The organism is Corynebacterium mucifaciens, from assembly GCF_012396315.1.
Lineage (GTDB): Bacteria > Actinomycetota > Actinomycetes > Mycobacteriales > Mycobacteriaceae > Corynebacterium > Corynebacterium mucifaciens.
This window is the reverse complement of record NZ_JAAXPF010000008.1, coordinates 51,949-70,120: the sequence shown is the minus strand read 5'-3', so window position 1 is coordinate 70,120 and position 18,172 is coordinate 51,949. Positions and strand designations below refer to the sequence as shown.

The window sequence follows — 18,172 nt, the reverse complement described above, 5'->3', positions numbered from 1 at the left end:
TGGTTGTTGGCGAGCAGGCCGTTGACGAACCAGACCAGGTAGCTAATCACGTCGCCGACGATGTCAAGGGTGGAAGAGAGCATGGAAATCACTTCTTTCTGTGAGTTAGAGGGGACTGATGGTGTGCTTCTTCGGCAGGTCGAACTCCTGCTTGGAGGCTAGTTGGCGAAGCGCCCGTCGTAAAGCGACGCGCGTTTCGCTGGGCGCGATCATCTGGTCGATGTACCCGCGCTCGGCGGCGACGTACGGGGAGGTCATCTCGGCGTCGTAGAAATCCATGAACATCTTCTTCATGGCCTCGCGCTGCGCCGGGTCCTCGATGGCCGCGAGCTGCTTACCTTGCAGCATCACCACCGCCGCCGCCGAGCCCATCACCGCGATTTGGGCGGTGGGCCACGCCAGGTTGATGTCGCCGTTGAGGTTCTTCGACCCCATGACCGCGTACGCGCCGCCGTAGGCTTTGCGCACCACGAGCGTCACCTTCGGCACGGTGGCCTCCACGCCCGCGAACGCGAACTTCGCGCCGCGGTGGATCAGGCCCTCGCGCTCCTGGTCCACGCCGGGCAGGTAGCCGGGCGTGTCCACGACGTAGACGATCGGGATGTTGTACGCGTCGCAGGTGCGGATGAAGCGCGCGCCCTTGTCGGCGGCGTCCGCGTCGATGCAGCCGGCCAGATGCATCGGGTTGTTGGCCACGAAGCCGACGGCGCGGCCGTCGATGCGCCCGAACGCGCAGATGAGATTTTCGGCGTAACCGGCCTGGACCTCCACGAGGTCCTCGTCGTCGCCGAGCTGGACCAGCAGGTCCATCATGTCGTAGCCAGCGTTGGTGTCGTCCGGCATGAAGGTGTCAAGCGCGGCGTCGTCGAGCTCCTCGTCCGGCTGCGCGGCCACAACGGGCGCGGCGTCGAACGCGGACGTGGGCAGGTGCGCGAGCAGGTCCTTGACGTAGTCGAAGGCGTCCTCCTCGGCGGCGACAACCGCCTGGATGTTGCCGGCCTGTTCTTGCACGCGGGCGCCGCCGAGCTCGGCGGAGGTGATGTCCTCGCCCGTGACCTCGCGGATCACGTTCGGGCCGGTGACGTACATCTCGCTCTCACCGTCGACGGCGACAACAAAGTCCGTGGTCACAGGCGCGTACACGGCGCCGCCAGCGGACTTGCCCAGCATGATGGAAATCTGCGGCACGCGCCCGGAAAGCGGCAGTTGGCGCTTGGCAATCTCGGAATACATGGCCAGCGACGTCACCGCGTCCTGGATGCGCGCGCCGCCGGAGTCCTGGATGCCAATCACCGGGCAGGAGATCTTGATGGCGAACTCCATCACCTCCGTGACCTTGCGGCCGAACGTCACGCCGACGGACCCGCCGTAGACGGTCTTGTCGTGTGCGTAGACCGCCACGGGGCGTCCGTCGATGCGCCCGTAGCCGGTGACCACGCCGTCCGAGTAAACCGCGTCCGGGTCGCCGGGGGTGCGGGCGAGGGCACCGATTTCCACGAAGGAGCCCTCGTCCAGCAGGGCGTCGATGCGCTGGCGTGGGGTGGTTCGCCCGGCCTCGTCGCGGCGGGCCCGCGAGCGCTCGGACCCGGGGTCCTGCGCCTTGTCCAGGCGCGCGCGCAGGTCCGCGAGCTTGTCAGCTGTGGTCATCGCTTCCCCTCAATCCATGCGTTCATGTGCTTACCGACGATCCCCACCGCCGGCTCATCCACCACCGCGAGGTGGTCGCCGGGCAGGTGGACGATGGTCAGGTCGCTCACGATAGCGCCCCAGCCGCCGTCCTCGTCGATGTGGGCGTAGTTCGGCTCGAGCTGGATCGCGCCGTCGTGCATGCGCTCGGAGCGGAACAGCAGCACCGGCACGTTCACGTCATCCCAGCGGGTGAAGTCCAAGTGGTTGAGAATCTGGTTGTCCACGAAGGACGCGCGCTGGTGCTCCAGCACACCGGCGGCCAGGCCGTGCTCGGACGCGTCGGTGGTGGCCAGAAACTCGGTTAGCATCTCAAGCAGCGCGTCCTCGCCGGCGGTTTCGAGCAGCTCGTACGGCACGTCGAACTCGAGGCCGTAGGTCTCCTTCGCAAACGCGGCGTAGCGCCCCCACCGGGCCTTTGTCTCGTCCAGCGTGTCGGGGATCGGCTCCGACGGCTGCGTGGTGTCCAGCAGCGCGATGAAGTCGATCCGGTCGTTGCCCAGCTGGTGCGCGACCTCGTAGGCCAGCGCGCCGCCAAAGGACCAGCCGGCCAGGACCACCTTGCGCCCGTCCGCAATGCGCTCGATGTCTTTGACGTACTCCGCCGCGCGCTCTTTCAGCGAGCCTTCGAGGCGCTCGACGCCGTAGACCGGCACGTTTTCGTCCAAACGCCGCGCGAGCGGGGAGTACACCGACGAGGACCCGCCCGCCGGGTGGAACACGAACACCGGGTTGGCGGTGCCGTCGCGGAAGACGCGGATGTTGCCGTCCACCGGCGTCTCCAGCCCCTCGCGCACCAGGTTCGCCAGCGGCTCGAGTGTCTCGGCAGCCAGCACGTCGTCCGCGGTGACGTCGATGCCGGAGCGCTCCGTGAGGTGGGCGGCGATCTCGGCCGCTTGCTCGTTGCTAATCGACGGCAATGCCGACGTCACACCGGCAGCCGCGGCACCCGCGTACTTTGCCCACGCGCCGAAGACCATGCGCTCGGACGCGTCTCGCGGTGCGATGCCGACGCCTTTGGCCTTTTCGGCGGCCGCTGCCGGGTCGCGTGCCTCGTCGTTGTAGGGCAGCGGCTGCGGCGCGTCGCTCTCGCCGGCGACTGCGTCTTCGACGATGCGGATCACGTCGGCGACGGATGCGTCGCGAAGCGTCTGCACCTGCAGCGGCGGGATCTGGAAGTCGTTTTCCACGCGGTTTTTGATGCGCATGCCCATGAGGGAGTCCAAGCCGAGGTCGATCAGCGGCAGCTCATCAGGGAGGTCTTCGGCGTCGTAGCCCATGGATTCGGAGACGATGTCGCGCAGGCGCTCGGCCACGGTTTCGCCGGACTCCGGGTCCCAGCGCACGGCGTCGTCCGCATCCTCGTCGACGGCGGTGGTGGCGACAGCCTCGTCGTCAAGCGGACGCTCCATCACACCTTGCACCGGGGCGCGGTCGATGGTGGAGGCGAAGCCCTCCGCGATGAGCTTGCCGCCGTCGTAGACCTTGACGGACACGCCGCCCAGCGACGACGCGGCGATGGTGGTGACCTCGCCGTCCGCCGGGAGGTAGCCGTGCTCCTCGGTGGCCACGACGCGCGCGTCGGGCGAGATCTCGGCGGCCGCGGACTCGATGAGCTGGTGCGGGCTGAACACCTGGTCCGCGGCGGTGGCGAAAGCGACCTCCCCGCCGGGAAGCGTCACGCGCGAGCCGAGCAGCGACGCGCGCGAGGACGACGGGCGCGCCGGCGTCCAGTGGTCCACCTGCCGGAACACCGTCTTCGGCGCGTCGATGACCTCGCCGGCGCCGTAGAACGTGCCGAAGTCCACCGGCATGCCGTTCACGTACAGCTTCGCGGCCAGGTCCAGCAGCGATTCCAGCTCGTCCACCTTGCGCTTGGTGGTGTAGAGCAGCTGCGCGTCGGCCTTGCCGGAGGCGAACGCGGTGTTCATCATGCCCATCAGCGCCACCGGGTTCGGGGTGACCTCCACGAGCGTGGTGTGCCCGGCGGCGAACGCGGCCGCGGTGGCGTCCTCGAAGTACACGGGCTGGCGGGTCATGCGCAGGAAGTACTGGTCATCGTGGACGGCCTGACCCGGCTGGTACACCTCGCCGCGATCCACGGAGGAAAACAGCGGCACGCGCAAAGGCCGCGCTTCGACGCCCGCGATCTCACCGGCGAGGTCGCCCATGATCGGGTCGAGCGCGCTGGTGTGGCCGGCGCCGCGCACGTTGAGCTTGCGCGCGAACTTCTCCTCGGCCGTCAGCGCCTCCACGAGGTAGTCCACGGCGTGCGACGGGCCGCCAACGGTGGTCATGCCGGGTCCTGCGTACACAGCAGGTTCGACGCCAGCTGCCTGCTCATGCTTCTCGACGAACTCCGCCAAGCCCTCCCTGGACAATTCCACGACCGCCATGGCGCCTTCCTGGTCGGTGCCCGCAATCATGGCCTCGCCCTCGCCCATGAGGCGCGCGCGTGCGGTGGCGATAAGGATGCAATCCTCAGCGCTTAAGCCCCCCGCCCCGTACGCGGCGGCGATCTCGCCCATGGACATGCCCATCGTGGCCGCCGGGGTGATGCCCGCCGCGGCGAGGAGGTCGGTCTGCGCGATCTGGATGGCGGTGATGGTGACCTGGCCGTTTTCGGTGTCGTAGGTCAGCTCGTCGTTCTCGATGATCTCCAGCATGGACCACCCCGCCTGGAACTGGACCATCTCGTCCAGCTCACGCATGCGGCGCGCAAACAGCGGCGAGCGCGCCATGAGCTCCTTGGCCATCTTGCGGTGCTGGGAGCCGAAGCCGGAGTACACGAAGACTGGCCCCATCGGGGTGGGCGCGTCGGCAACCGCGATGCCCGGGCCGATCTTGCCGCCGGCCACCTGGCGCAGGCGCTTGACCGCCTCCTCCACGCTCGCCGCCTGCACCACGGCGGCGGAGCGCCCGTGGTTGCGCGCGGCCAGGGAGCGGGCCACGGGGATCAAGTCGGCGTCGTCGCGCCCCTCGAGGAAGTCCGCGAGCACGCCGGCCGCCTCCTTGCGGCGCGACGGCAGCAGGCCCGACACTGGCAGCGCGGCCACGGAAACGCCCTCGAACGCCGGCTGCGTCTCAGGCACGTTGATGGTGTAGTCCGCCGGGTCGAAGTCTGCGACGACAACGTGCGCGTTCGTGCCGCCGAAGCCGAATCCGGAGATGCCGGCCACGCGGCGCCCGGAGTAGCGCGGCCACTCGCGCGGGTCCTGGACGACCTCGATGCGCTCCGCGTCGAAATCCACGTAGCGGTTGGGCTCCGTGAAGTTGATGGTCTGCGGGATCGTGTCGTGTTTGAGCGCTTCGAGCACCTTGATCATCGCCACCACGCCAGCGGCGGATTCGGAGTGGCCGATGTTGGACTTCGCCGAGCCCAAAAGCAGCGGCGACGCCACGTCGCGCCCGCGGCCGAGCACTTCGCCCAGCGCGGTGGCCTCGATCGGGTCGCCCAAGATGGTGCCCGTGCCGTGCGCCTCCACCAGGTCCACCTCGTGCGGGTCCACGCCCGCGTCGGCGTAGGCGCGGCGCAGCACATCCACCTGCGCCTCCGGGTTCGGCGCGGTCAGGCCGTTGGAGTGGCCGTCGGAATTCGTCGCTGAGCCCTTGATCACGGCCAGCACGCGGTCGCCGTCGCGCACCGCGTCCTCCACGCGCTTGAGCACCACGAAGCCCGCGGCGTCGGCGCGGACAATGCCGTCGGCGTCGTCGGAGAACGCGTGGATGCGCCCGGTCGGCGAAATCACGCCAAGCTCGGAAAACGCCAGCGACGCAAACGGGTTGGCCAGGATGTTCACGCCGCCGGCAAGGGCGAAGTCCGCCTCGCCGTCGCGAAGCGCGCGCACCGCGTGGTGCACCGACACGAGCGACGAGGAGCACGCCGTGTCCACGTTCATCGAGGGCCCGCGGAAGTCGAACGCGTAGGAAATGCGGTTCGGGATCACGGCCGAAGACGCGCCGGTCAGCGCGTACGGGTGCGCCTCGTTCGGGTCGGCGGCGATGAGCATGCCGTAGTCGTTGTTGGAGGAGCCCACGAACACGCCCACGGGCTCCCCGCGCAGCTCGCTCGGCGCCAGGCCTGCGTCTTCGAGCGCCTCCCACGCCACCTCGAGCATGATGCGCTGCTGCGGGTCCATGTTCTGCGCCTCTAACGGAGAGACGCCGAAGAACTCGTGATCGAAGGACGCGATGCCGTCCATGTACCCGCCGTCGGTGTTCTCCTCCGCCATCTTGGTGCGCACGACCGGGTCGCCCAGGTACTCGTCCCAGCGCATCGGGGGAAGGGGGCGGGTGGCGGAGCGGCCGCTGATAAGCAGCTGCCAGAACGCGTCGTTATTGGGTGCGCCCGGGAAGCGGCCGGCGGAACCCACGATCGCGATGTCGTGGGTGGCGGGAGAGCTCGCTGCCTCTCGACGCTCAACCTTCGGCACCACCCGCTCCTGCGTGAGCAGCGCCTTGGCCAGTGCCGCGATGGTCGGGTACTGGTAGGCCACGGTGGGGTCCACCCGGCGGCCGAGCAGCTTCTCCAGCTCGCCGGTGAGGATCACCGCGTCGCGGGAGGCAAGGCCGTACGTCTCGAGCGGGGTGGTGGGATCCACCGAGTCCACACCCGTGGCTCGCTCGACCCACGAGGTGAGCCACTGGATCAGTTCATGCTCATTCATAACAGTCCAGACTATCGGCCAGCCCGGCCAATCCGTTACTGCGTCGCAGTGTGTTCGCGCTCGGTGAACTGCTTCGCGTTGACGCGGCGGGCGATCTTTCCAGCGGTGGAGCGGGCGATGCCGCCCGGCGCGCGGAACTCCACGACCTCGGGGGAAATGCCGTGGTTGTTAGTCACGGCGGAGCGGATGGCGTCCTCGGCCGCGGCGTCCCCGTCTTCGGTTGCGCCGTCGGCGCGCTCGGCGAGGATGATCAGGCGCTCCACGTCGTCGCCCGGCAGCGCGAAGGCGGCGACGGAGTCCTTGCGCACGTGGTCGGTGGCCTCCATCGTGGTGGCCTCGATGTCCTGCGGGTAGTGATTGCGGCCCGCCACGACGACCAGGTCCTTCACGCGGCCGGTGATGTAGAGGTGGCCGTCCATCACGGTGCCCAGGTCGCCGGTGGCGCACCAGTTGTCCTCCGGCAAGCCGTCCTGGAGGGTGGCGCCGATGGTGTTGCGGAACGTCGCCTCGGTCTCGTCCGGGCGGTCCAGGTAGCCGGCCGCGACGTTGTTGCCGTGGACCCAGATCTCGCCGATCTCGCCCTCCGGCAGCTCGCTGCTGGTGTCCGTGTCCACGATGGCAAGGTGCAGCCACTTCACCGGCTGGCCGTTCGACGCCATGGGCACCCCGCCCTCGGCCGGCACGGCCTTGCCCTGGGCCAGCACCGCGCGGTCGAATTCCACGAACTTCGGGCGCTCCTCGGTGCGGTCCGTGGCCACCAAGAGCGTGGTCTCCGCCAGGCCGTAGGAGGGGCGCAGCACCGTGCGGTCAAGGCCGGACTCGCCGAACGCGCCGACAAACGCTTCGACGCCCGGCTTGGTCACGGACTCGGAGCCCACGATGATGCAATCCACCGCGGAGAAGTCGTACTCCTCCGGGCGCTCCGGTGCCGCGTAGCGGGCGGCCAGGTCGAGCGCGAAGTTAGGGATGCAGGAGTAGATGTGGACGTCCGAAGGGTCGTCGTCACGCCGCGAAAGCAGATCCACCCAGCGCTTCGGGTTCTGCAGAAAATCGCGCGGGCCGAAGATGTCGAGGACCTGGCCGAGCACCACGCCCAGCACGGCGACGATGACGCCCATGTCGTGGTGCTGCGGCAGCCACGTGGGAAGGCGCATCGGAGCTTCGAAGCGCAGCGCCTCGTTGATCTGCAGCACGTCGGTGACGAGGGCCTCGTTGGTGATCATCACGCCGGCCGGGTTGCGGGTGGAGCCGGAGGTGTACTGCAGGAAGCAGATCGCGCCCGCCGTGTCCTCGCCCTCGGACGGCGCGACGGGCTCCCACGCGGCGGCCATGGTGTCCGGCAGGGAGTCCACGGCCAAGATGCGGGGACGCTCCCGGGCGGGCAGGTCAGCGAAGAAAGCGCGCACGGCGGGCGCACCGGTGGAGTTGGTCACCACGAGGCGCGCGTTGGCGTCTGCAAGCACGGCGCGCAGGTGCGCCTCGTGGCCAGGCTCGTTCGGGTCGTACAGCGGCACCGGCACGAGGCCGGCGTACAGCGCGCCCATGAACGCGAAGAGGTACTCCGCGGAGTTCGGCGCCATGATGGCCACGCGCTCCCCCGGCTGCCCGATCTGGCTCAGGCGGGCCGCCACCGCCTTGATGCGGGTGTTAACTTCGGTGCGAGTAAATTCACGGGCCACGCCGTCGGGGTCGTCGGTGAAGTCCCAGTCGCGGATGTTCACCGCATCCCCGCCGCCCGCGGCCAGGTGGGCCTGGTAAATCGTCTCGCTCAGGCGCGGGAGGGTGAAGTGCTCCGGTAGCGCGATGTTGCCGTTGTCGTCGAAAAACTGCGCGATGAGCTGCTGCAAATCCATACCCATGCTCCTTAGCTACGTTCTATCTGGTCACGGATCCACGCTACCGTCCACTCCGGCACCGTGGTCCCCGGAATCACAGCCGGGTTAGTGGCGTACATCGCGTGGTTGCCGTTGGCCACAACCAGGTCGCGCGCCCGCCCGATGGCGTTGCCCACGCCCTGAGGCGCGTCGCACACGGCGTCGTCCGGGGCGCAGATCTCAATTGCCCGGTCTGCCACCGTGCCGAACCCGCCGGGGCGCGGACCGGTCATGGTGGCCCCCGGCGTCGCCGCGCTGACCACGCGCTGCAGGGGCTGCATCGCAATCTCGGCGCCCACGCCGGTGACGTCCGCCCCCGGGTTCACGCCCACGCCGTTTTCGCGCCGGCCGTCCGCGATCATCACCGCGCCGAGCAACCGCTCTGGGTCGATGGGCCCGGCGTTGTTGCCAATCCGGGACGCGACGTCGCCGACAATCACCGCGCCCTGGGAGAACCCGGCGATGACAAACTTCGTCGACGGGCACGTCTCCGCCACGAAGCGCAGCTCCCCCGACAGCTTTGCGGTGCCCTCGGCGCGCGAGTCGTCGTACGTCATCTCGGCGCGCCCGCGGGAAGTCTGGATGTTCCGGAACTGCGCGGTGTACGGCACCGTGAACACGCGCACCTCGTCGATGTCGTACATCTGCTGCAGCGGTGTGGTGATGGAGAGCATGAAGCTCGCCGGGTTGGCCTGCGGGTTAAACGGGTCGTCGTCTGCCGCGGACTCCCACGTCCCCGGCACGGAGGCGACCTCCACCGCCGGGCACCAGTCAGGCTCCGCGGGCGCGTCCTCCTCCGAGGACGCCGAGGTGTCGTCGGGCCGCTGCGCCGACGGCAGCGCTCCCCCGTCCCCGGTGCGCCACTGGTAGACGCCCAAGCCGATCAAGGCCAGCACCACGATGGCGGCAGCGACGACGATGATGTTGCGAGACGAGCGCATTGCCCGCGGCTCCCTTCTGTACTGCTAGGAGCAGAGGTTGGCGCGTGCGGTGTCGTCGATGAGCGTCGCCACGCCCGCCGCGTCCATGTCGGTGCGGCGCTGCTCCACAAGTTGTCCTGCCACCGCGTCGCGGGTGATCAGGTCGTCCTCGCATACCGTAGCCCCGGTTGCTGTGAGCTGGTCTTCAACCCCGTCGATGTTGACTCCGTTTTCCCTGAGTCCGGCCAGGTAGGCCTCCTCTGCGGGGGTGAAGGCGCTCGCCTGCTGCGGCACCTCGGTCACCTCGCGCGCGGGCTGGTCTGCGGCGCCGCCGCTTGCCGACGAGCTCCGCTCCACCGCCGGTGCCGTCGCGGTTTCCGGCGTCGTCGACGACGACGCCGTCTCGGTGGTCTCCGACGTGGACGTCGCGGTAGCGGTCTCAGTCACGTCGTCGGATTCCACGGTGGCGCCGCCGCAGCCGGCGAGGGCGGCGACGCTGGCGATCGTCGCTAAGCAGCCTGCAATCTTGCGCACTACCGCGTCCTCACGTTGACGCGGCCGTTGACCTGCTCAATGGTGCCGCGCTGGAAGTCGATGGTTTGACCGCCCGCGGGAATCTCCGTCATGTCCGACACCGGCCAGCCCAGCTCGCCCTGCTCCCAGCCACGCTTGCCCCACTCGTCGAAGATCGCGCCGGTGAGGATGGTGTGCGCGCCGGTGGATGCGGACCAGTAGATGTTGCCGTGCTCGAACGGCTGGAAGAATCCGCCCTTGACCGCGACTTCGTTACCCGTCGGGTACCCGAGCTGCGAGGTCGCGGTGCCGATCTGTCCGTACTTCTCACCGATGGCGCCGTGGACGATGAAGTGCGTGCCGTCGGGGTTGCGGGTGAGGTAGCCGCCCTGGAACTTCTGCACGTAGCCGTCGCCCACCTGGTTGGCCTCTGCCACCGGGTACTTTAGGTCGCCGCGCTCGTAGCCGTTTTTGCCCCACGCGTCGAACATGTCGCGCGGGATGGCGTACGCGCCGGTTGCCGGGGTCCAGTACACCGAGCCGTGCTGGAAGTGCACGAAGCGGCCCACACCGTCCGGGGTCTTGGTCTCGCCGGTGAGCGGGAAGCCCAGCCAGCCGGAAGGCCCGCCGAGCCCGTTGTACTTGGCCAAGATCGCGCCGTAGAGGGCGTGCGCGCCAGTCTCCGGGGACCAGTATGCGGTGCCGCCGCGGAAGTCCTCGGCCTTGCCCTTGGTGTCCTTGCCGGTGTCGTACTCGTCGTTGACGCAGGAGCCGATGATCCCGGACTTCGTCGCCTCCGCGATCGCACCGATGGGTGTGCACTTGGAGCCGCGGTCTTCCTCCGGCACGTTGAGCGCGTCGGCGATGTAAGGCCATGCCTGCGCCATCTCAAACTGCCAGTACTCCCACGAGTGCACGCCGGACGGGCGGAATCGCACGATCGGCTTCACGGAGGTGCGGGAAGCGTAATCCACGAACGTCTGGGTGGACAGGCGCGAGATCACCTCTAGGCCAACGCCCGCCGGGTTTGCCTGGCCCTTCGCCACCGAGTCGGGGTTGCCGAAGTCGTCGCGGCCGGAGCCTGCGGAGACGTAGACCATCATGTCCTTGAGGTTCTCAATGCCCAGCTTCGGGTCGTGGTCGATCCAGTCCTGCGAGCCGAGCGGGCCCCACATCGCCTCCGCGCTGTAGCCGCCCGCATCCAGCTGCGCCGCCTTGATCGCGGTGGGCATGCCCGTGGTGGTGGTGTCCAGGTAGCCGGAGAAGGAGCCCACGAACTTGAACAGGTTCGGGTTGCGCTCAGCCAGGTTCACCGCGGCCGTGCCGCCCATGGAGAGACCAACCACGGCGCGGTTGCCGTTGGAGCGGAACTCGTTGTTCAGCACCGGGATGAGCTCCTTGGTCAGGAACGTCTCCCACATGTAGTGCTTGCCGTTGCTCTCGCGCTGCCAGTCGGAGTAGAAGGAGGACTCGCCGCCGACCGGGAGGATGACGTTGACGTTCTTGTCGGCGTAGAACTGCTCGATGTTCGTCTCGATGGTCCAGCCGTTTTCGTCGTCTCGCGCGCGCAGGCCGTCAAGCGCCCACACCTCCGGGAACTTCGCGGACGGGTTGGAGTGCCAGTCGCGCGCCAGGAGGATCTGCACCTGGATCGGCTCCTGCGGCATGGAGGGGGAGTTGATGAAGACGGCGACGCGGCGGCTGGTGATCCACTCGATGCGGTCCACGCTGACGCCTGCGGGCAGGCCCGGAATCTGCGGGTCGTTCTCCACCTCGATCGGGGTACGCTGCGGCGGGTCGTGCGGGCGCAGGCCGTCGGAAATGCCGCTGCGGGAGGACAGCTGCGAGGACAGGCCGCCCGGCAGGCTGGACTGTGCGTGCGTGGCGGGCACCAGCGTCACGGCTAGTGCGGCGGGCAGCACCGCGGCGGCGATCCGGGTGGCGGTGGTTCGGTTTACTCGCATGAGTCTCCTACCTCGTCTGGCTACTGGTGTCACAAGAATAACTAGCAAAAGCTTAAGTTTCACTTGAAGGTTTAGTCGTGCGCGACACGCGCAGCGTTACACCCAGGCCGCACAAAACGCGAACACCGGCTACCAGTCAGCGGTAGCCGGTGTGGGAAACGAGGGTTTACCAGGCGTTCATCACATTCAGAATGCGCGGCTTGGTGGCCTCGAGCTGAGAGCCAAACTGATCCCAGTTGTGCAGGCCGGTCGGGGTGAACACCGCGGTGTGGCGCACGCCGGTGGCGTTCGCCTTCGCGGACCATGCGCGGGTGGTCGCGTTTGCAACCCCCTCCAACGCGATGCCGGCCGCCTGGTGCTCAGGCTTGTACTTCGCGTCGGCTGGGCCAGGCACTGCCGAGCCGGCGGAGACGTAGACGTCCCTGCCGCGGAGGTTACCCATGTTCAAGAACGGGTCGTTCTCGTAACGCCGCGGGTTAAACGTGCCGCCCCACATGGCGTTGACGTTGTACATCCCGCCGTCGAGCAGCGCGGCGCGCAGTGCGGTCTGACCACCCGGGATGGTGGTAGCCAGGTAGCCGGAGAAAGACAGCACCTGGCGGAACTGGTTCGGGTGCTGCGCCGCCAAGTTGATCGCGGCGGTGCCGCCCATGGACAGGCCCAGGATAGAGTTGTTGGTGGGCGAGACACCGAAGTGCCGCTGCAGGTAGGGCGGCAGCTCCTTGGTCAGGAAGGTGTCCCACTTGTAGGTCACCGGGTTGTTGAAGTCGTAGGTGGCGGGGGCGTTCCAGTCGGTGTAGAAGGAAGATTCGCCGCCGACCGGCATGACCAGCGTGATGTTGTTGTGCACGAACGTGCGGGCCGCGTTGACGTCGTTGACCCAGGCGTTGGTGATCTCGGTCGCGCGCAGGCCGTCCAGCATGTACAGACCCGCGTTGCCGCCGTTCTTGGCGGGCTGGATCTGCATGGTGATGTGACGGTTCATCGCGGGGGACCACACGGTGCAGCGCTGCACCCAGTAGGCCACCCGGTCCCACTCGCACATGCCGGTGGAGTCGGGGCGCAGCCAGTCGCGGTTCGCCGCCGAGGCCTGCGGCGCGCCGACCACCACTGCAAGGGCGCTGGCCAAGGCCACGAGAAGCGCGGTGAGCTTACCGCGCACAGAGTTCTTGAAGTTCATACTTCCCCTCGAAACGAATTTTCAGGCAAAAGTGACGTTATCGTTATCGGAATAACAACTCAAGGCGTTACAACTCCGCGCGAACCTGCACAGGCCAGGCGATGCGTTCGCCGCCCAACCCTGGGTCCTCCCCGCGGCTGATGGCGCGCTGCGTCTCTTCGTCGAGGTACACCGCCGGGTCTTCGGAGAGCTGCAGCGTGCGCCCCGGGCCCAGGGAGTAGCGCACGTTCTTCCAGAACCGGTCCCGGCTCATCGGCTCGCGCGAGGTGGCGAGCAGCTCCGCGATCTCAGGGCTGCGCAGCGCAGCGCGGGCTTGCTTCGCCTGCACGGCGTCGATGAATGGCGGCAGCCTGTCCAGGTCGGTGTCAGTGTCGGCCGCCTGCCACGTCAGGTCGAGCTGCTTGTCGTGCCCCACGCGCCCGCCCGGGTCGCGGGGCATCCGCGCGGCCAGCGGCGTGGCCAGGCCCACAGTGTCCAGAATGCGCACGTCGAGGGGCGCGTTCATGCTGGTCATGCCGAGGTTGAGCAGGTAGGCGGTCAGCGCCAGGTTACGCAGGTCGGTCTCTGCGGCCTCCCGGTCGCGGTAGAACCAGGCGTACGTTTCCGGGTCGGTGCTTACGCGGGCGAGGTTCAGCTGGGCCGCGCCGGCGCGTTGGCCTTCCGCGAGGGCGTCCTCCCAGTTCTGCATGAGCCTCGAGCCGAGGAAGTCTTCCGCGTAGCGCGGCGGGTTGGCGGGCTCGCGGCCCACCGCGTACGCCCAGAATTCGCGCTCGTCGATGATGCGGAGTTCTTTTTCGCCGCTTTCGTACGCCTGCCAATCAATGGGGTGCGCGCGCACGACGGTCACGCTCGCCCACACCACCACGGCGGTGGCTACGGCCGCGGCCACGCGGCTGTACGGCACCGCCATTGCGGGCAGCAGCAGCGCAAACAGCGGCAGCAGCCACATGCGCGCGTGCATGAAGTCGCCGCCCACGCGCAGGACGTACAGGATGTGCACGAACGCGCAGCCCGCAACCAGCAGGACGATTGCTAATCGACGCCCTCCGGTCCCCCGCAGCAGCCACCCCGCCAACGCGGCAGCCCCCAGCACCGGCAACCACAGCCAGTAGTAGCCCACGAAGTCGGCGAAGTACTCCACACCGCGGCCCCACTCGGAGCCGGACGCCGACTTGGCCACCGCGGTATGCGGGGTGATCAGGCCGTAGTAGCCCATGCGGAACAGCTGGTAGGCGGCTGGGACGGGCAGCGCGGCGGCGAGGATGCCGGCGGTCTTGCGGGGGCTGTAGGCGATGAGCACGATGCCGGTCACACCGCCGTAAAGCGCCAGCTCGGGGCGCACCAGCCAGGACATCCCGCACCAGAACGCCAGGAAGTAGCCGACCTCGGGCGCGCGGTGGCGCAGTGGCTGGGCCCAGGCCACGAGCGCCTTCCACCACACCGCGATCCACAGCAGCGACAGGCCCCACTCTAAGCCGGAGGTAGCGAAGTCGCGCGCGGGCGGCAGCGCGAGGTAGATGATGATGCCCAGCGGGATGACCGGCCCCACCCCACCCCAGAAACGGCCGGCGGAGTACGTGGCCAGCCCCGCCGCCGCGACGGTGCACAACAGGGCGAGCCACATGGCGACGTCTTCAAGCCGCGCCCCCGTGAGCCAGCCGAACGCTGTGATCAGGTACTGCCACAACGTGGACGTGTTGGCCTCGACGCGCTCGCCGGCGTTGAACACCGGGCCGTTGCCCGCCAAAAGGTTGCGCACGGTGCGCAGGACAATGAGGCCGTCGTCGGACATCCACCGGCGGGCCCACCCGCCCCAGAATGCAAACACGCCCGCAATTGCGGCTGCGACGAGCGCGGAGAGGCGGGCGTGTTTGGTCATTGCGACGATGTTAGTGGGTAGCTGTCTACCAACCCACGTTCGGCACGACGTAGACGGCCATGACAATGCAGAAGATCCACGCCACGGCGAGCAGCTGCAGCACGCGGTCCTCCAGCGCGATCTCGTCCGGCGCGCCGCCCTGGCCGCCGTCCACCACGGAGGCGTACCGCAGGATCGCGATGACGAACGGCACCATGGACACCTGGTACCAGATCGCCGCGGTGCCGTCGACGGCGTTAGAGAGCTGGAAGCCCCACAGCGCATACGACATCACCACGGCGGTGGCCGACAGCGTCCACACGAACCGCAGGTATGTCTCGGTGTAGCCCTGCAGCGCGCGCCGGATCTGCGCGCCGGTCTCCTTGACCAGCAGCAGCTCGGCGTAGCGCTTGCCGGACGCCATGAACAGTGAGCCAAACGCCGCCACGAGCAGGAACCACTGCGACAGGTCAATGCCCGCGGCCACGCCGCCGGCCATGGTGCGCAGCATGAAGCCGGAGGACACCAGCGCGATGTCGATCACCGGGATGTGCTTCCAGCCGAAGCAGTAGCCCAGCTGCAGTGCGATGTAGATGCCGATGACCCAGGCCAGCGAAGCGCCGTCGGTAGCCAGAAGCGACAGGCCGAGCGCCGCCGCGATCAGCACCGCGGCCATCGCGTACGCGAGATTGATCGGCAGCATGCCCGAGGCGATCGGGCGGAAGCGCTTGGTGGGGTGGAGGCGGTCGGATTCGACGTCGCGGGCGTCGTTGATCAGGTAAATCGAGGACGCACCGAAGCAGAACACCACAAACGCAATGAGGATGTCCACGGCGGTCCGGGAGTTGAACGATTCCGCCCCGGCGGCCAGCGGCGCGGCCAACACCAGGACGTTTTTCACCCACTGCTTGGGCCGCAGGCCCTTGAGCATCGCGTCCGGCAGGTTCTTCGGCGGCGTCTTCTTCATCACCTGCTCAACGCCGGAGGTGTGCGGCTCCGACTTGATCAGGGGCTCGTCCACGGGTTCCTGGGTGCGATCCACTAGATCCTCTTCTCCGCCTCGATGGCCACCTTCGCCGTCGCCGCGCCAAGGGCTGCGCCCGCGAGGGTGTCCGTTGGGTAATGCACGCCGAGCAGGTTACGCGAGAGCATCATCACCGGCACGAGCAGCCACGGCCACTTTGTGCCCGTGATGTCCGCCAGGTGCGCGGCCGCAGCCGCGGTGTTCGCGGCGTGCGAGGACGGAAACGACAGCTGCGACGGCGTGCCCACGCCGATTTTCACCCGCGCGTCGTTCGGCCGCGGGCGGCGCACGATGCGCTTGAGCACCACCGTCGCGGCGTGCGCGGCGAACGTGCCGGCGCCGAGCGCGATCCACTTGGAGCGCCTTTGCTTATCGACGACCGCTCCGCCAGCTGACACCGCCAGCCAGCCCAAATCGTGCTCGCCGAAGTGGCTTAAGACGCGGGCGGCCTTCACGGTTTCCGGGGTGTACAGCCCGTCTTGGATGGCGACGAGCAGGTTGGTTTCCCTATTGCGCATCGAACACCTTCCCCCAGTTGTCGTGGCTGGTCAGCTCCGGGCGCGCGGCGCGGTACTGCCGCTTCAGCTCCGGCCAGCGCTGCGTGATCTGCTCGCGCAGCTCCTTCTGCTCGGCCACCAGCGCGTCGGCAGCCTTCTTGTCGCGCTTGCGGAAGGTCACGCCGGTGCCGCCGGCGGTGGACACGGTCGCCGAATCCAGGCGTGCAAGCGTGTACCAGCGCGCCTCGTCGGCGGTGAGGTTGAGCTGCGGCGCCTTCCAGTGCGAGCGGTCCTCGTCCTTGCGCAGGTGCAGCAGCGCCTTCGCGGCCCACGGCAGCTTCTTCACCTTGGCCAGGCGCCCGCCCATCTTGTGGGTGGGCACGCCCGGCGCGCCCGTGGGCGCGGGCAGCTCGGTGGCGCTGGGAAGCACCTGTGCGTCAGAGTACTGCTTGCGGATCCCCTGAATCCGGGGCAGCGAGGATTCGAGGATGTCGAACAGCTGGTCCGGGCCGGCGAGGAAGTCGCGCATTGCCTCGTTCTGGATGGCGATGGTGGAGTACTCCATGCACATGTAGTGCTTTTGAGTCGACTTCCACATGTGCTTGAGCATCGCCTCCGGGTCGTCGGGCCCGTAGATGCTGGCCACGATGAGGCGATTGCGCATGTGGAAGTACGCCTGCCAGTCAATCGCGTCGTCCTTGTCCGCCCAGGCCATGTGCCAGATGGCCACGCCCGGCCACGTGACCGTGGGAAAGCCGGCTTCCTTTGCGCGCAGTGCGTACTCGTTGTCGTCCCACTTGATAAACAGCGGCAGCGGCAGGCCCATCTTTTCAGCCACCACGCGCGGGAACAGGTTCATCCACCAGCCGTTGTAGTCCACGTCGATGCGCCGGTGCAGCGGGCGCGAGGTGGTCTTGTGCGGGTTGAGGTCCTCTTCTTCCGTACCCACGTAGCCGAGCGGGAACTTGGCAAAGTCGTGGTCGTACACCGCGTGCCGCGCCCCGGAGAACATGAAGATGTTCGGGTCCACGGTCTCGCCGGTGGTGCGCAGCTGCGAGCGGTCTTGCAGGTTGAGCATCTGCCCGCCCACCAGAATCGGCTGCTTGGCGTAGCGCGCGGCCTGCACGGCGCGGATGATGGAGTCCGGCTCGATGGCGATGTCGTCGTCCATGTACAGGATGAACGGGGCGTCCGTGCGGTTCAGCGCCTCGTACATGATGCGCGAATAGCCGCCGGAGCCGCCCAGGTTGCCCTGGCGGAAGATCTGCAGTTTCGCGCCAAGGTTCTTCTCGGCCTCGGCGAAGTCCGGCTCGTCCGCCGGGTGCTGGTCACCCTGGTCCGGCATGAGCACGTTGCTAATCGACGCCTCCACGTACGGGTCTTCCGCCAACGCGTGCAAGGCGTTGACCGCGTCGCGGGGGCGGTTGAACGTGGGGATGCCCACGGCCACCTGTTTCGGCTGCGGGGGGACCACGGTGCCGTCGTCAAGCACCTGCTCCTTGGGCTCCTGCGGGGAGCACCACGCGGCGTTCGCGATGCGCGTGTCATCCTCGGCGGTGATGTCGAACCACAGCCAGCCGCCGTCCTCGAAGTTGCTGAGCTTCAGCGGGATTTCGGTGTAGCCGGTGGCCTCGCGGCTTTCCACGGCAACGCGGACGCCGTCGTGCTTGGAGCGGTAGACGGAGATGGTCGCGCGGCCTTCGACCTCCATGGCCAGGACCACCGAATCCAGCTGCGACCAGCGGCGCCAGTAGCTCGCCGGGAAGGCGTTGAAGTACGTCTCAAAGCTGGCCTCGTTGCCCGCCGGGACCTCGAAGCTCGTGCGGTCAGACCAGCGCAGGCGCTGGGTGTTCTGCTCCTGCTCGATCAGGTACAGCATGCGCACGTCGTGCGGCTCGCCCTTCTTGGGCATGAGGACGCGCTGCAGCGTGTCCACGGCCAGGGTCTTGCTCGTCTCCACAGCTCTCACTTTCTGTTGTGGGCAATCAG

At 68.0% G+C, this 18,172-nt stretch carries 11 protein-coding genes; all 11 read right to left on the bottom strand.

Annotation, left to right across the window (positions count from 1 at the left end; all coding sequences use genetic code 11):
• Nucleotides 1-105: 105 nt before the first annotated feature.
• Nucleotides 106-1,647, bottom strand: coding sequence for an acyl-CoA carboxylase subunit beta (locus HF989_RS07995; protein WP_168685459.1), 1,542 nt, complete (start codon nucleotides 1,645-1,647; stop codon nucleotides 106-108).
• The gene (locus HF989_RS07990; protein ID WP_168685457.1) at nucleotides 1,644-6,353 is read right to left on the bottom strand and encodes a type I polyketide synthase; all 4,710 of its coding nucleotides are present in this window, start codon (nucleotides 6,351-6,353) and stop codon (nucleotides 1,644-1,646) included. Before HF989_RS07990 ends, HF989_RS07995 begins: the two co-directional genes overlap by 4 nt.
• 35 nt (nucleotides 6,354-6,388) lie before the next feature.
• A complete protein-coding gene (locus tag HF989_RS07985; RefSeq protein ID WP_168685455.1) occupies nucleotides 6,389-8,206 on the bottom strand; it encodes a FadD32-like long-chain-fatty-acid--AMP ligase in 1,818 nt (605 codons plus the stop codon).
• An 11-nt stretch (nucleotides 8,207-8,217) separates the two neighbouring features.
• Nucleotides 8,218-9,168, bottom strand: coding sequence for a cutinase family protein (locus tag HF989_RS07980; protein WP_168685453.1), 951 nt, complete (start codon nucleotides 9,166-9,168; stop codon nucleotides 8,218-8,220).
• A 24-nt stretch (nucleotides 9,169-9,192) separates the two neighbouring features.
• On the bottom strand, nucleotides 9,193-9,681 hold the full coding sequence (locus tag HF989_RS07975; RefSeq protein WP_168685451.1) for a hypothetical protein: 489 nt from the start codon (nucleotides 9,679-9,681) through the stop codon (nucleotides 9,193-9,195).
• Nucleotides 9,681-11,624, bottom strand: coding sequence for an alpha/beta hydrolase-fold protein (locus HF989_RS07970; protein ID WP_168685449.1), 1,944 nt, complete (start codon nucleotides 11,622-11,624; stop codon nucleotides 9,681-9,683). The genes HF989_RS07975 and HF989_RS07970 overlap by 1 nt, the downstream gene beginning before the upstream one ends.
• Before the next feature lie 166 nt (nucleotides 11,625-11,790).
• Nucleotides 11,791-12,804: an alpha/beta hydrolase gene (locus tag HF989_RS07965; protein WP_168685447.1), complete on the bottom strand. Its 1,014-nt coding sequence runs from the start codon at nucleotides 12,802-12,804 to the stop codon at nucleotides 11,791-11,793.
• 67 nt (nucleotides 12,805-12,871) lie between these two features.
• Nucleotides 12,872-14,683: an arabinofuranosyltransferase AftB family protein gene (locus tag HF989_RS07960; protein WP_168685445.1), complete on the bottom strand. Its 1,812-nt coding sequence runs from the start codon at nucleotides 14,681-14,683 to the stop codon at nucleotides 12,872-12,874.
• A gap of 25 nt (nucleotides 14,684-14,708) precedes the next feature.
• On the bottom strand, nucleotides 14,709-15,704 hold the full coding sequence (locus HF989_RS07955) for a decaprenyl-phosphate phosphoribosyltransferase (RefSeq protein WP_168685443.1): 996 nt from the start codon (nucleotides 15,702-15,704) through the stop codon (nucleotides 14,709-14,711).
• Nucleotides 15,704-16,204: a phosphatase PAP2 family protein gene (locus HF989_RS07950; protein WP_168685441.1), complete on the bottom strand. Its 501-nt coding sequence runs from the start codon at nucleotides 16,202-16,204 to the stop codon at nucleotides 15,704-15,706. Before HF989_RS07950 ends, HF989_RS07955 begins: the two co-directional genes overlap by 1 nt.
• Nucleotides 16,194-18,143: a glycosyltransferase gene (locus tag HF989_RS07945; protein WP_168685440.1), complete on the bottom strand. Its 1,950-nt coding sequence runs from the start codon at nucleotides 18,141-18,143 to the stop codon at nucleotides 16,194-16,196. The genes HF989_RS07950 and HF989_RS07945 overlap by 11 nt, the downstream gene beginning before the upstream one ends.
• Between the last annotated feature and the right edge of the window lie 29 nt (nucleotides 18,144-18,172).